This window comes from Halomonas sp. NCCP-2165 (genome assembly GCF_023708045.1).
Taxonomy (GTDB): Bacteria; Pseudomonadota; Gammaproteobacteria; order Pseudomonadales; family Halomonadaceae; genus Bisbaumannia; species Bisbaumannia pacifica.
Map to the genome: position 1 here is coordinate 1 of NZ_BRCY01000050.1, position 11,914 is coordinate 11,914.

12 protein-coding genes and 1 pseudogene are annotated in these 11,914 nt (G+C 67.9%); 5 read left to right on the forward strand and 8 right to left on the reverse strand.

Translation table 11 applies throughout. The features are described 5' to 3' along the window. Positions 1-121: pseudogene (locus tag NFU04_RS16020) on the forward strand (IS481 family transposase); the annotation flags it as partial. On the opposite strand, the gene maiA reads toward NFU04_RS16020, so the two are convergent. The 6 genes from maiA to NFU04_RS16050 all read right to left on the reverse strand — a co-directional run bounded on the left by maiA (position 118) and on the right by NFU04_RS16050 (position 6,103). Further along, positions 118-762, reverse strand: coding sequence for a maleylacetoacetate isomerase (gene maiA, locus NFU04_RS16025; RefSeq protein WP_251310408.1), 645 nt, complete (start codon positions 760-762; stop codon positions 118-120). The pseudogene NFU04_RS16020 and the gene maiA sit on opposite strands and share 4 nt — an antisense overlap. Before the next feature lie 14 nt (positions 763-776). Next, positions 777-1,796, reverse strand: coding sequence for a fumarylacetoacetate hydrolase family protein (locus NFU04_RS16030; RefSeq protein ID WP_251310409.1), 1,020 nt, complete (start codon positions 1,794-1,796; stop codon positions 777-779). Positions 1,797-1,828: 32 nt separating this feature from the next. Beyond that, complete coding sequence (gene hmgA / locus NFU04_RS16035) at positions 1,829-3,139, reverse strand: homogentisate 1,2-dioxygenase (RefSeq protein WP_251310410.1); 1,311 nt, start codon at positions 3,137-3,139, stop codon at positions 1,829-1,831. An 18-nt stretch (positions 3,140-3,157) separates the two neighbouring features. Next, a complete protein-coding gene (locus NFU04_RS16040; protein ID WP_251310411.1) occupies positions 3,158-3,364 on the reverse strand; it encodes a DUF2783 domain-containing protein in 207 nt (68 codons plus the stop codon). After that, complete coding sequence (locus NFU04_RS16045) at positions 3,351-5,069, reverse strand: FAD-dependent oxidoreductase (protein ID WP_251310412.1); 1,719 nt, start codon at positions 5,067-5,069, stop codon at positions 3,351-3,353. Before NFU04_RS16045 ends, NFU04_RS16040 begins: the two co-directional genes overlap by 14 nt. A 65-nt stretch (positions 5,070-5,134) precedes the next feature. Continuing rightward, positions 5,135-6,103: an MBL fold metallo-hydrolase gene (locus NFU04_RS16050; protein ID WP_251310413.1), complete on the reverse strand. Its 969-nt coding sequence runs from the start codon at positions 6,101-6,103 to the stop codon at positions 5,135-5,137. A gap of 298 nt (positions 6,104-6,401) precedes the next feature. Between NFU04_RS16050 and NFU04_RS16055 the strand changes: the two genes are divergently transcribed. The 4 genes from NFU04_RS16055 (at position 6,402) to NFU04_RS16070 (ending at position 10,895) form a co-directional block, all read left to right on the forward strand. Then, positions 6,402-7,463 carry a TRAP transporter substrate-binding protein gene (locus tag NFU04_RS16055; RefSeq protein WP_251310414.1) on the forward strand — a complete coding sequence of 354 codons (1,062 nt, stop codon included), beginning with the start codon at positions 6,402-6,404 and terminating at the stop codon, positions 7,461-7,463. 496 nt (positions 7,464-7,959) lie between these two features. Continuing rightward, positions 7,960-9,030: a TRAP transporter substrate-binding protein gene (locus NFU04_RS16060; protein WP_251310415.1), complete on the forward strand. Its 1,071-nt coding sequence runs from the start codon at positions 7,960-7,962 to the stop codon at positions 9,028-9,030. Between the two features lie 12 nt (positions 9,031-9,042). Beyond that, complete coding sequence (locus tag NFU04_RS16065) at positions 9,043-9,603, forward strand: TRAP transporter small permease (protein ID WP_251310416.1); 561 nt, start codon at positions 9,043-9,045, stop codon at positions 9,601-9,603. Then, positions 9,600-10,895, forward strand: a complete 1,296-nt coding sequence (locus NFU04_RS16070; protein WP_251310417.1) for a TRAP transporter large permease — start codon at positions 9,600-9,602, stop codon at positions 10,893-10,895. The genes NFU04_RS16065 and NFU04_RS16070 overlap by 4 nt, the downstream gene beginning before the upstream one ends. Positions 10,896-10,962: 67 nt before the next feature. Here NFU04_RS16070 and NFU04_RS16075 read toward each other — a convergent pair whose 3' ends face one another. Then, complete coding sequence (locus NFU04_RS16075) at positions 10,963-11,439, reverse strand: MarR family winged helix-turn-helix transcriptional regulator (protein ID WP_251310418.1); 477 nt, start codon at positions 11,437-11,439, stop codon at positions 10,963-10,965. 53 nt (positions 11,440-11,492) lie between these two features. Beyond that, a complete protein-coding gene (locus NFU04_RS16080) occupies positions 11,493-11,879 on the reverse strand; it encodes a Rieske (2Fe-2S) protein (protein ID WP_251310419.1) in 387 nt (128 codons plus the stop codon). Between the last annotated feature and the right edge of the window lie 35 nt (positions 11,880-11,914).

Consider the following 11,914-nt stretch of genomic DNA (forward strand, 5'->3'; position numbering starts at 1 on the left):
GTATCTGCTGGTTTGGCTTCACCAGTACAACTGGCATCGACCGCATGCCAGCTTGGATTACCATCCTCCGGTTAGCCGGCTAGGTCTTTCCGTGAACAACCTGGTGGGTTTACACACCTAGCCGGCGTCCGGCTGGGCCTCCGGGGCGGCCCGGGCGAAGGCGTCCAGGGCCCGGCAGTTGGCCACGATGCGACGGATCCGCGGGTAGGCGGTCAGGTCGCATTCGAAGCGCTCGGCGTTGAACACCTGGGGCACCAGGCAGAGGTCCGCCAGGCCCGGGGTGTCGCCATGGCAGAAGTCGCCGCTTCCCGCCTCCCGGGAGAGCTGGGCTTCCAGGGCGGCGAAGCCCTCGCTGATCCAGTGGCGGTACCAGGTCATCTTGGTCGCCTCGTCCACCCCCAGCTCCCCGGTCAGGTACTTGAGTACCCGCAGGTTGTTGAGGGGGTGGATCTCGCAGGCCACCGCCTGGGCCAGGGCGCGGACCCGGGCGCGGCCGGCGGCGTCCGCCGGCAGCAGCGCCGGCTCCGGGTAGCGCTCGTCCAGGTACTCGCAGATCGCCAGGGACTGGGTCAGCCGCGCGCCGTCGTCGGTGACCAGCGCCGGCACCAGCCCCTGGGGGTTGCGGGCGAGGAAGTCCTCGCCGCGCTGCTCGCCCTTGACCAGGTTGACCGGGGCCTGGTCATAGGCCAGGCCCTTGAGGTTCAGGGCGATGCGTACCCGGTAGGCGGCGGACGAGCGGAAATAACCGTAGAGGGTCGTCATCCTGCCTCCTCGTCTCAGTGGGGCTTGTACTCGACCACCTGCTGGTCGATGGCGCCGAAGATGCTCTGGCCGTCGCGATCGAACATCTCGATGCGCACCCGGTCGCCGAAGCGCATAAAGGAGGTCTTGGCCTGACCATGCAGGATCTGCTCGACCATGCGCACCTCGGCCAGGCAGCTGTAGCCCACGCCGCCGTCGCTCACCGGCTTGCCGGGGCCGCCCTCGGCGTCCGGGTTGGAGACGGTGCCGGAGCCGATCACGGTGCCGGCACCCAGGTAGCGGGTCTTGGCGGCATGGGCCACCAGCTCCGGGAAGCCGAAGATCATGTCGGGGCCGGCCTCCGGCTCGCCGAATTTCTCGCCGTTGAGGTGCACGGTCAGCGGCAGGTGGACGCGCCCCTCCTTCCAGGTGTCGCCCAGCTCGTCGGGGGTGACGCAGATCGGCGAGAAGCTGGAGGCCGGCTTGGCCTGGTAGAAGCCGAAGCCCTTGGCCAGCTCGCCGGGGATCAGGCCGCGCAGGCTGACGTCGTTGACCAGCATGATCAGCTTGATATGGCCGGCGGCCTGCTCCGGGGTCACCGCCATGGGCACGTCGTCGGTAATGACGGCGATCTCGCCCTCGAAGTCGATGCCGTGGGACTCGCTCACCGCCTCGATGTCCTCGCTGGGGGCGATAAAGCGGTCGCTGCCGCCCTGGTACATCAGCGGATCGGTCCAGAAGGTCTCCGGCATCTCGGCATTGCGCGCCTGACGCACCAGCTGGACGTGGTTGAGGTAGGCGGAGCCGTCGGCCCAGTGGTAGGCGCGGGGCAGTGGCGAGTGCAGCTTGGCCATGTCCAGGTCGAAGGCGTTCTCGGCCTGGCCGCCGTTGAGGGCGTCGTAGACGTGCTGGAGCTGGGGCGCCAGGGTGTCCCACTGCTCGATGGCCTGCTGCAGGGTGGCGGCGATCTGCGGCACCTTGACGGCGCGCTTGAGGTCACGGGAGACGACGATCAGTTCGCCGTCGCGGCCCTTGTTGAGGCTGGCAAGTTTCATCTTAATAATCCTTTGTCGTCGGGGAGTCGGGCTTAGCGATTCTCGGGGTCGAAATGGCTCTTGATGCCGGCCCATACATCCACATAGTCGCGCTGGCGGAATGCCGCGTTCAGCGCCGCTTCGGTGGGATGATAGACGTAGCGGCTCTCGAACATAAAGGCCAGGGTGGCGCCCTGGTACTGGGGCGTCAGCTCGCACTCGCTGGCCTTCTCGAAGGTCTCGGCGTCCGGCCCGTGGGGCGACATGCAGTTGTGCAGGCTGGCGCCGCCGGGCAGGAAACCCTCCGCCTTGGCGTCGTACTCGCCGTGGATCAGGCCCATGAACTCGCTCATCAGGTTGCGATGGAAGTAGGGCGGGCGGAAGGTGTTCTCGGCCACCATCCAGCGCGGCGGGAAGATCACGAAGTCGATATTGGCCATCCCCGGGGTATCGGAGGGGGAGGTCAGCACGGTGAAGATCGACGGGTCCGGGTGGTCGAAGCTCACGGTGTTGATGGTGTTGAAGGTGGCCAGGTCGTACTTGTAGGGGGCCAGGTTGCCGTGCCAGGCCACCACGTCCAGGGGCGAGTGATCCAGGCGCGCCGACCAGAAGCGCCCGGAGAACTTGGCCACCAGCTCGAAGTCGCCGGTCAGGTCTTCGTAGGCCGCCACCGGGCTCAGGAAGTCGCGGGGGTTGGCCAGGCCGTTGGCGCCGATGGGCCCGAGCCCCGGCAGCTCGAGGGGCGCGCCGTAGTTCTCGCAGACGTAGCCGCGGGCGGCCTCGACGCCGTCGCCCAGGCGCACCTGGAACTTGACGCCGCGGGGGATGACGGCGATCTCGCCGGAGGCTACCTCGAGCTCGCCGAACTCGGTACGCAGGCGCAGGGTGCCGAGCTGGGGCACGATCAGCAGCTCGCCGTCGGCGTTATAGAAGAAGCGCTCCAGCATGTCCCGGTTGATGGCGTAGAGGTGCACGCCGCAGCCGGCCTGGGTGCCGGCATCGCCGTTGACCGCCACGCTGAGCAGGCCGTCGAGGAAGTCGGTTCCGGCCTCGGGCAGCGGCATGGGGTCCCAGCGCATCTGGTTGGGGTCGGCGGCGGGCCTGGCCAGGGGCGCGGTGGCGACCCGGGCGTCCTCCAGCGGCCGATAGGCGGACTGGGCCACCGAGGGGCGGATGCGGTAGAGCCAGGAGCGCAGGTTCTGGTGGCGCGGCGAGGTGAAGGCCGAGCCGGAGAACTGCTCCGCGTAGAGGCCATAGGGGCAGCGCTGGGGCGAGTTCTGGCCCCGGGGCAGGGCCCCGGGCAGCGCCTCGCTGGCGAAGTGGTTACGGAAACCACTCTGGTAGTCCAGGGTCGGGGTGGTCATGGGGGTATCCTCTCGAAATTACCGTTCCTGGGGTGCCGGCGCGGCGGCGATGTGCAGCGCCTCCTCCAGCACCGCTTGGTCGCCGACCTGGTTGGCCAGCAGCAGGATCAGGCGAGCATTGATGCGCTCGCTCTCCTCGTCGCTGCGCTCCCGGTGGAGTTCGGTGAGCGCCGCGTAGAAGGCGTCCGGATCACTGAAATTGGGCTCGAGCTTAAGCCGTGGCATGGGTCACCTCCGCGGCGGTCAGGTGCTGGCCCAGGGCCGTGGCCAGGGCGTGCTCCACCGCCTCGGCGCGGCACTCGGGCCAGCGGGCGGCGACGTGTTGGTCGGGGCGCAGCAGGTAGCCGGCCCCCGGGGTCAGGCCGTAGCGGCCGGTCACCAGGCCCTCGGCGTCCTCGCACTGACGGGTCCGCGGCAGGTTGGCCAGCGCCGCCGGGGCCGGGCCCAGCAGCAGCAGGTCGAGGTCCGCCTGGCGGGCCAGCAGGGCCGCCAGCTCGGCGGCGCGGTCGGCCAGGCCGTTGCTCTCCACCCCGCCCCGGGCATCCAGCAGCAGCACGAAGCGATCCCCCAGCTGGTTAAGCAGCCAGGCGGCCTCGCCATCCAGGCGCACCGGCGCGTCCTTGGCGGGGCTGCCCGGGCGCAGTTCGGTCGGCAGGCCCGCGGCGTCATCGCCGTTGAGGGGCGAGCCGTCGTAGCGGCAGGGCATCGACAGCCGGCCGCTGTTGACCAGGGCGCGGGCGAAGTCGTAGTGCTCGGCCAGCTCCAGGGTGGTATCGCGGAACAGGCGGCTCACGCGGCTCTTGGGGGTAATGAAATCGGTGGCGCGGGTGGAGTTGAGGATATTCTCCGCCGCCCCATGCTGGCGCTCGTCGTCATAGGTGGCGAGCAGCGCCTGGGGCGCCTGGCCCTTGAGCACCCGGGCCAGCTTCCAGGTCAGGTTCTCCACGCTCTGGATGGCGCCGTTGGCGCCTCGGGCGCCGAAGGGCGAGACCTGGTGGGCGGCGTCGCCCATGAAGAAGACCCGGCGGTGGATGAAACTGTCCATCTTGCGGCAGCGGAAGGTGTAGACGCTGGCCCACTCCAGGTCGAACGCCACGTCCTCGCCGAGCATGGCCTGCACCCGGGGGCGGATGTTCGCTTCCTTCTTCTCCTCCTCCGGGTCGGCATCCCAGCCCAACTGGAAGTCGATGCGCCAGACGTTGTCCGGCTGCTTGTGCAGCAGCACCGACTGGTTGGGGTGGAAGGGCGGGTCGAACCAGAACCAGCGCTCGGTGGGAAAGTCCGCCTTCATCACCACGTCGGCGATCAGGAAGCGGTCCTGGAACACCTGGCCCTGGCAGTCCAGGCCGAGCATGTCGCGGATGCGGCTGTTGGCGCCATCGGCCACCAGCAGGTAGTCGCAGGCCAGGCGGTAGTCGCCATCCTCGGTGCGCACCGTCACCAGGGTGCGCTCGGCCTGGCTGTCGACCTCGGTCACCCGGTGCTTCCAGCGCAGGTCGATGCGCTCGGCGAAGGCCTCGGTACGCTCGACCAGGTACTCCTCGAAATAGTACTGCTGCAGGTTGATAAAGGCCGGCACCCGGTGGCCATCCTCCGGCAACAGGTTGAATTCGTAGACCCGGCGCTCCTGGAAGAAGACCTTCCCGAGCCGCCAGGTGACGCCCTTGTCGAGCATGGGTTGGGCGCAGCCGAGGCGATCCATGATCTCCAGGGTGCGCTTGGCGAAGCAGATGGCCCGCGAGCCGACGCTGACGGTGTTGTTGTCGTCCAGCAGCACGCTATCGATGCCCTGCTTGGCCAGGTCGATGGCCGCGGCCAGGCCCGAGGGACCGCCGCCGATGATCACCACCGGGCAGTGACGAACCTCGGCCCGGTCCAGCTCCGGCGGCCGGCGGTAGGGATAGACGGGATTCTTGTAAGTATTCGGCATGGCTCCTCCGACCGCGACCCCTGGGTGGGCCGCGGGGGGTGTCCTGGGGTCAGCGAGCGCGGGACTTACTGGTTTTCGACCACGTCCTGCAGGGAGTGCCACATCTCCTGGTCGCGCTCGGCGGTCCAGATGCGCGGGTCCGGGTACTCGCCACCGGCCTCGTCATAGCAGCGGGTGATATCGAAGGGCAGGCAGTGATCGAAGATCACCCAGTGGCCGTACTTGGGCTTCATCAGCGCATAGGTCTCGGCATAGCACTCGGAGAGCGACTTGCCGGCGGCCTTGCCCGCCTTGACGCTGTTGTACATGGTCAGTAGGAAGTCGCGGGTGCCCTCGATGGCCTCGCGGCACAGCGCCGGGGTGGTCAGGGCGTCGCCGCGGCCGGGGACCAGCTGCTCGGGCTCCAGGGCCAGCAGCTTGTCGAGGGTGGCCGGCCACTCCTCGTGGTAGGCGTCGCCGCTGTAGGGGGTGGCGCCGTATTCCACCTGGTCGCCGGAGAAGAGCACCTTCTCCTCGGGCAGCCAGACCACGGTGTCGCCCCGGGTGTGGCCCTTGCCCAGGTGCATGATGCGCACCTCGCGGTTGCCCATGAAGACGGTCAGCTCGCGTTCGAAGACGACGGTCGGCCAGGTCAGGCCGGGCACCGAGTCGACGCCCTGGAAGAGGCGCGGGAAGCGACCCACCTCGGACTCGTAGTCCTGCTGGCCGCGCTCCTTGATCAGCTCATAGGTGTTGCGGCTGGCATAGATGTTCTCGGCCTCGTAGGCGGAGGCGCCCAGCACCCGTACCGCATGGTAGTGGCTCATCACCACATGCTTGATGGGCAGGTCGGTGACCTCGCGGATCCGGCGGATCACGTCCTGGGCCATGATCGGCGTGGCCTGGGTGTCCACCACCATGACACTGTCGTCGCCGATGATGATGCCGGTGTTGGGGTCACCCTCGGCGGTATAGGCATAGAGACCGTCGGCGAGCCTGGTGAAGCTGACCTGCTTCTCTTCGGTATCGGCGTGGGACGCGAACTGCTTGCTCATGATTCCTCCGCTCGGTCGGGGCCGCAGGGGAGCGGCGCCTTGTCGTTGGTGTGTCGGGATAATAGTTTCTTTTGAAACTTGTTGTCTAGCCGTGGTCTCCCTGTGGCCGACCGCTCAGGCGCCGTGTCGCGTTATTAAAGCCAGATAATCAGCGGCTTGCTTGGCGGGTAGACTTAAGTCTAGTCGGTTGTGCCAGGGTGAATGGTTGCGATCGAGATCAGTTGCCGGGCAAGGTTGTCGCCGATAACGCCTAACAATGATGTCGATGCGCGCATCGGCCACGACAAGGAACTCGACCATGCATCACGCCACTCGCCTGCTTTTGGGTGCCACCGCCGCCTTCTGCCTGAGCGCTCCGGCTCTGGCCCAGACTGAGGCCCAGACCACCCTCACCGTCAGCACCTGGGGCGGCCCCAACCACGGCGTCAACACCATCGTCTGGCCCACCTGGAAGGCCTGGATCGAGGAGGCCACCGAGGGGCGCGTGACCCTCGACGTGGTCCACGACATGGGCCCGCCCGCCTCCCAGATGGATATCGTCGCCGACGGCATCGCCGATGCCAGCTGGATCTTCCATGCCCATATGGCCGGCCGCTTCCTGGCCACCCAGTTGCCGGAATTCCCCACCTTCGAGGAGTTCTCCTCGGAGGACGCCTCCGCCGCTTACTGGCATACCCATCGGGAACACCTGGCCCAGGCCGAGGAGCACCGCGGCGTCGATGTCGTCGCCATGGGGGTGCATGGCCCGGGTCAGGTCTTTACCCGCGATGCCGTGGCCGATCTCGATGACCTGGCGGGCCTGCGGCTGCGAGTCGGTGGCGGGGTGATGAGCGGCCTGGCGGAGGCCCTGGGGGTCACCGGCGTGGCCCTGCCGCCCACCGGCGTCTACGAGGCGGCCTCCCAGGGGGTGGTGGATGGCGCCATGCTGACCCTGGAGAGCCTGCGCAGCTTCCGGGTCGCCGAGGTGGCGCCGCATACCCTGACGGTGGATGGCGGCTTCTATCGCGGCAGTTTCGCCATCGTGGTCAACCCGATGTTCTGGGAGCGGGTCTCCGCCGAGGATCGCCAGGCCATCGAGGCGGTCTCCGGCGAGTCCCTCTCGCGGCTGTTCGGCTACATGATGGACGTCTCCGACGAGCGTGGCGTGGCCTTCGGCGAGGAGCAGGGGCAGGTCACCCAGGCCCTGGACGAGGCCGGTATCGCGCGGCTGCAGGAGATCACCGACGAGCTGATCGCCGCCTGGTCGGTGGAGGTCGCCGAGCGGGGCGTCGAAGCGGAGGCGGCCCTGGAGGCGTTCCGCGAGCAGCTCGCCCGGGTCGCCGAGGCCGAGGGCATCGCTTCCCGGGTCGTGGAGCCCTGATGAGCGAAGAGCTCATCTGATACCGCCCCCGGTACAGATCGACAGGCTTTGTGGTGTTGGTCGTGACGGGGGCGAGAGGGGGTGAGACCGCGCTCCCTCGTTGCCGCAGATTTTTCCGGCGGCACGTGGAGTGACACGATAAAAATCTGAGTTATTGCCAATATGTGTGGGTTTTATGGGGCTTGCCTCCGGATAACCCCCTAATGGCCTTCTGTTCGAGGCCCTGGTCGCGGCCATTCCGGGAAAGTCGTTTGCTCGCTAATATTGGTGCAGTGGCTTGATAAATAACGATTTAACCCCCTTTAGACCTATGTCTTATGCGCCATTCGTCGCGCTGCCATTGCGCCAATGCCGGGACGCCGGGCATGGTATGCATGAAATGTTTCGCTAAAAATATCAAAAGACAAAAATACGTATCGCATTGCCGGCGAGCCCCGCCGCCTATTCCAACAACAGCACATCGTGTCGCCGTCCGGTGGCGACGAAGGGAGTGACCATGCACAAGAAGACCGCCAGCCTGATGATCGGCGCCCTGGCCGCCGCATCCCTGAGCACCCCGGCCCTGGCCCAGACCACCATCACCGTCAGCACCTGGGCCGGCCCCAACCATGGCATCAATACCATCGTCTGGCCCACCTGGAAGGCCTGGATCGAGGAAGCCACCGAGGGGCGGGTGACCCTGGACGTGGTCCACGACATGGGGCCGCCCGCCTCCCAGATGGAGATGGTGGCCGACGGCATCGCCGATGCCACCTGGGTCTTCCATGGCTACAACACCGGACGCTTCGAGCTGACCAAGCTGCCGGAATTCCCCACCTTCGAGGAGTTCTCCTCCGAGGATGCCTCCGCCGCCTACTGGCGCACCCACCAGGAGTACCTGGCCGAGGCCGGCGAACATCGCGGCGTGGACGTGGTGGCCGCCGGTGTCCACGGCCCGGGCTGGATCTTCAGCCGCGAACAGTACGACAGCCTGGATGACCTGCGCGGCGAGCGCATCCGCGTCGGCGGCGGGGTCATGGGCGATCTCTCCACTGCCCTGGAGCTGACCGGCGTGGCCCTGCCGCCCACCGGCGTCTACGAGGCGGGCTCCCAGGGGGTCATCGACGGCGCCATGCTGGTGCCGGAGGGCCTGCGCAGCTTCCGCGTCGCCGAGGTCTTCCCGCATACCCTCCGGGTGGATGGCGGCTTCTATCGCGGCAGCTTCACCATCGTCGTCAACCCGATGATCTGGGATCGGGTCTCCGAGGAGGATCGGGCGGCCATCGAGGCGGTCTCCGGCGAGCGGCTGTCGCGGCTGTTCGGCTACATGTTCGACACCGTGGACGTGCGCGGGGTGACCTTCGCCGAGGAGCAGGGCCACACTTTCACCGACCTGGGGGGCGCGGATCTCGAGACCCTGCGCGGCATCAGCGACGACCTGGTCGAGTCATGGGCCGAGACGGTCACCGAGAGCCGCGGCATCGATGCCCGGGCCGCCATGGCTTACTTCCACGAGCAACTGGATGCGGCCGCCGAGGAAGAGAGCGTGGCCGCCCTGGTGCCCGATACCATCGTGCCGGCCGAGTAAAGGGAGCGCCCCATGCAGACCCTGGCGACTCGAGCGGCACGGCTCGGCCTGGTATTGCAGCGTGGCCTGGAGGGGGTGGCGGGCGCCACCCTCTTCGCCCTGATGCTGCTGACCACCGCCGACGTGACCGGTCGCTACTTCTTCAATAACCCCATCCTCGGCACCGTGGAGCTGACCCAGCTGATGCTGGCGGCGGTGGTCTTCCTCGCCCTGCCGGTGGTGTGCTGGCGCGAGGCGCATATCAGCGTCGACCTGCTCGATGCGGTCTTCCCCAAGGGGCTGATCTGGTTCCGTCAGCTGGTGGTCAACGGCGTCTGTGGCGCGGCCCTGTGGGTGATGACCGGCCGGGTCTGGGCGCTGGGGGAGCGGGCCTTCGCCTGGGGCGACGTCACCGAGTTCCTGCGCATTCCCATCGGCTACCTGATCTATCTGATGGCGCTGATGCTGGGCGTCTCGACCCTGCTGCTGGGGCTGCGCGCCCTGGGCTATCTGCTCGAGGGGCTGCGAATCATCGAGCGCGGCGGGCCGCTGAGTCCCGAACGCGACACGACCGACAAGGGGGATGCGGCATGATCGAGGCACTCTACGGTTTCGCGGCCCTGCTGCTGCTGGTCTTCCTGCGCCTGCCGCTGGCCTTCGCCATGGGCATCGTCGGCTTCGTGGGCTTCTACGTGATCACCGGCAACTGGAATGCCGCCGAGGCGATGGCCGCGCGGCGGGTGGTGGACACCGCCATGAACTACGGTCTGTCGGTGATTCCGCTGTTTATCCTGATGGGCAACTTCGTCTCCCATGCCGGCCTCTCGGACGCCCTGTTCCGGGCCTCCAACGGCTTCCTGGGGCACCGCAAGGGCGGCCAGGCGATGGCCACCATCGTCGCCTGCGGCGGCTTCAGCGCCATCTGCGGCTCGAGCCTGGCCACCGCCGCCACCATGGGGCGCGTGGCCATGCCGCAGATGCGCAAGTACGGCTACCAGGACTCCCTGGCCTCGGCGGCCATCGCCGCCGGGGGCACCCTGGGGATCCTGATTCCGCCCAGCGTGATGCTGGTGATCTACGGCATCCTCACCGAGACCAGTATCCGCGAGCTGTTCGCGGCGGGCTTTATCCCCGGCATCCTGGGCATCGTGCTCTACCTGCTGGCGGTGAAGTGGGTGCTGTGGCGCGACCCGAGCGCCGGGCCGGCCGGGGAGAGGGTGTCCTGGGCGGAGCGCCTGGCGGCGCTGAAGAGCGTGGGCAGCACCCTGGCGCTGTTCGTGCTGGTGATCGGCGGTATCTACCTAGGGGTGTTCACGCCCACCGAGGCGGCGGGGATCGGCGCCATGGGCGCCTTCGTGATCGCCCTGCTGCGCCGGGCGCTGACCCCGCAGGTGGTGATGAACGTGCTGATGGACACGGTGCGCACCACGGCGATGCTCTTCGCGGTGGTGCTGACGGCGCTGATCTTCGCTAACTTCATCAACCGCGCCGGCCTGCCGGACGACCTGCTGGCCTTCGTCAACGGCCTGGAGGTGGCGCCCTTCATGGTGATCCTGGTGATCCTGGCGATCTACGTGCTGTTGGGCTGCGTGTTCGAGAGCATGTCGATGATGCTGCTTACCGTGCCGGTGTTCTTCCCGGTGGTGGCGGGGCTGGGCTTCGACCTGGTGTGGTTCGGCATCCTGGTGGTGATCGTCATCGAGATCAGCCTGATCACGCCGCCGGTGGGGATGAACGTCTTCGTGTTGCGGGCGGTGCTGCCGGACGTCTCGACGGGGACCATCTTCCGCGGGGTGACGCCCTTCTGGTTCGCCGGCATGGCGCGGGCGCTGCTGGTGCTGGTGTTCCCGGGCATCGTGCTGTTGCTGCCCCAGTGGCTCTACTAGCGTCGTGACGCCCGGCAAAAAGGCCGACCCTCGATAGGGTCGGCCTTTTTGTCGTTTGCCGGTCGAGTCAGGGCGTCGCTTCGCCCTCGGCGAGGCGATCCACCCGCCGTTGTACCTTGTCGAGGAGCTCGTTGAGCAGCAGTCGCTCGCCGGGGCTCAGCGTCTCGGCATAGGTGGCGTTGCGCGCCCGCGAGATCACCACGGCGCGCGCGAAGAGGCGCTCCCCCTCCTCGGTCAGGGTCAACCAGGCGCGCCGGGAATCCCTGGGATCGGCCCGGCGGGCGATCAGGCCACGCCCCAGCAGGGCCTGGCTGGCGCGGCTGATCCAGCCCTTGTCGATGCGCGTGCGGCGGGCGATGTCCATCACCGAGGAGTGCCCCGCCTCGCCGATGCAGGCCAGCACCTGCCACTCGCTCAGGGCCAGGTCGAAGTCCTCGCCGGTGGAGGCGGCGGCGATCTTGTTCATGGAGTTGGTCAGGCGGATTAGCCGGAAGCTGAGCAGCTCGTCGAGGCTGAAGGCCTCGCCGTCGACGGTGTCGGTCATGGGGCACTCTTGGGTGGCGATACGACTGCGGGCCGGAGGCCGGCAGGCCTACTCTACGATGCGCCGGCGCCGATCACCAGCCAGCCGTTCTCGGCCACTTCGAGGGGCACCGCATCCAGGCCATCGCCGGCGCCGGGGCCACCGAGGCCGGCACCGCTCTCGGCACAGAACCTCGCCTGATGGCTGCTGCAAATCAGCTGGCGGCCATCCTCGCTGAGCACTCGGGGGCCCTGCTGATCGAGGGGCAGGTATTGATGGGGGCAGGCGTTGACATAGGCCCGGGGGCGGCCATCCGTCAGCCGCACCAGCAGCAGGGGGAAGCGTCCCTTGTGGCTCTCCACGCTCAGGCAGCGGCTGCTGCCCGGCATCAGGGCCGCCGCCTCGATCACCGGGGTGCCGGGGGGCGGGGCGCTGCGATAGCTCTGCCAGGCGTGGCTCATGGTCGTTCTCCTCGTGGGGCGGTTCGGGGTGGCTG

Excerpts from the sequence above, each read along its gene's own strand:
- maiA (WP_251310408.1), bottom strand. The coding sequence starts at position 762 with ATGACGACCCTCTACGGTTATTTCCGCTCGTCCGCCGCCTACCGGGTA.
- NFU04_RS16030 (WP_251310409.1), bottom strand. The coding sequence starts at position 1,796 with ATGAAACTTGCCAGCCTCAACAAGGGCCGCGACGGCGAACTGATCGTC.
- hmgA (WP_251310410.1), bottom strand. The coding sequence starts at position 3,139 with ATGACCACCCCGACCCTGGACTACCAGAGTGGTTTCCGTAACCACTTC.
- NFU04_RS16040 (WP_251310411.1), bottom strand. The coding sequence starts at position 3,364 with ATGCCACGGCTTAAGCTCGAGCCCAATTTCAGTGATCCGGACGCCTTC.
- NFU04_RS16045 (WP_251310412.1), bottom strand. The coding sequence starts at position 5,069 with ATGCCGAATACTTACAAGAATCCCGTCTATCCCTACCGCCGGCCGCCG.
- NFU04_RS16050 (WP_251310413.1), bottom strand. The coding sequence starts at position 6,103 with ATGAGCAAGCAGTTCGCGTCCCACGCCGATACCGAAGAGAAGCAGGTC.
- NFU04_RS16055 (WP_251310414.1), top strand. The coding sequence starts at position 6,402 with ATGCATCACGCCACTCGCCTGCTTTTGGGTGCCACCGCCGCCTTCTGC.
- NFU04_RS16060 (WP_251310415.1), top strand. The coding sequence starts at position 7,960 with ATGCACAAGAAGACCGCCAGCCTGATGATCGGCGCCCTGGCCGCCGCA.
- NFU04_RS16065 (WP_251310416.1), top strand. The coding sequence starts at position 9,043 with ATGCAGACCCTGGCGACTCGAGCGGCACGGCTCGGCCTGGTATTGCAG.
- NFU04_RS16070 (WP_251310417.1), top strand. The coding sequence starts at position 9,600 with ATGATCGAGGCACTCTACGGTTTCGCGGCCCTGCTGCTGCTGGTCTTC.
- NFU04_RS16075 (WP_251310418.1), bottom strand. The coding sequence starts at position 11,439 with ATGACCGACACCGTCGACGGCGAGGCCTTCAGCCTCGACGAGCTGCTC.
- NFU04_RS16080 (WP_251310419.1), bottom strand. The coding sequence starts at position 11,879 with ATGAGCCACGCCTGGCAGAGCTATCGCAGCGCCCCGCCCCCCGGCACC.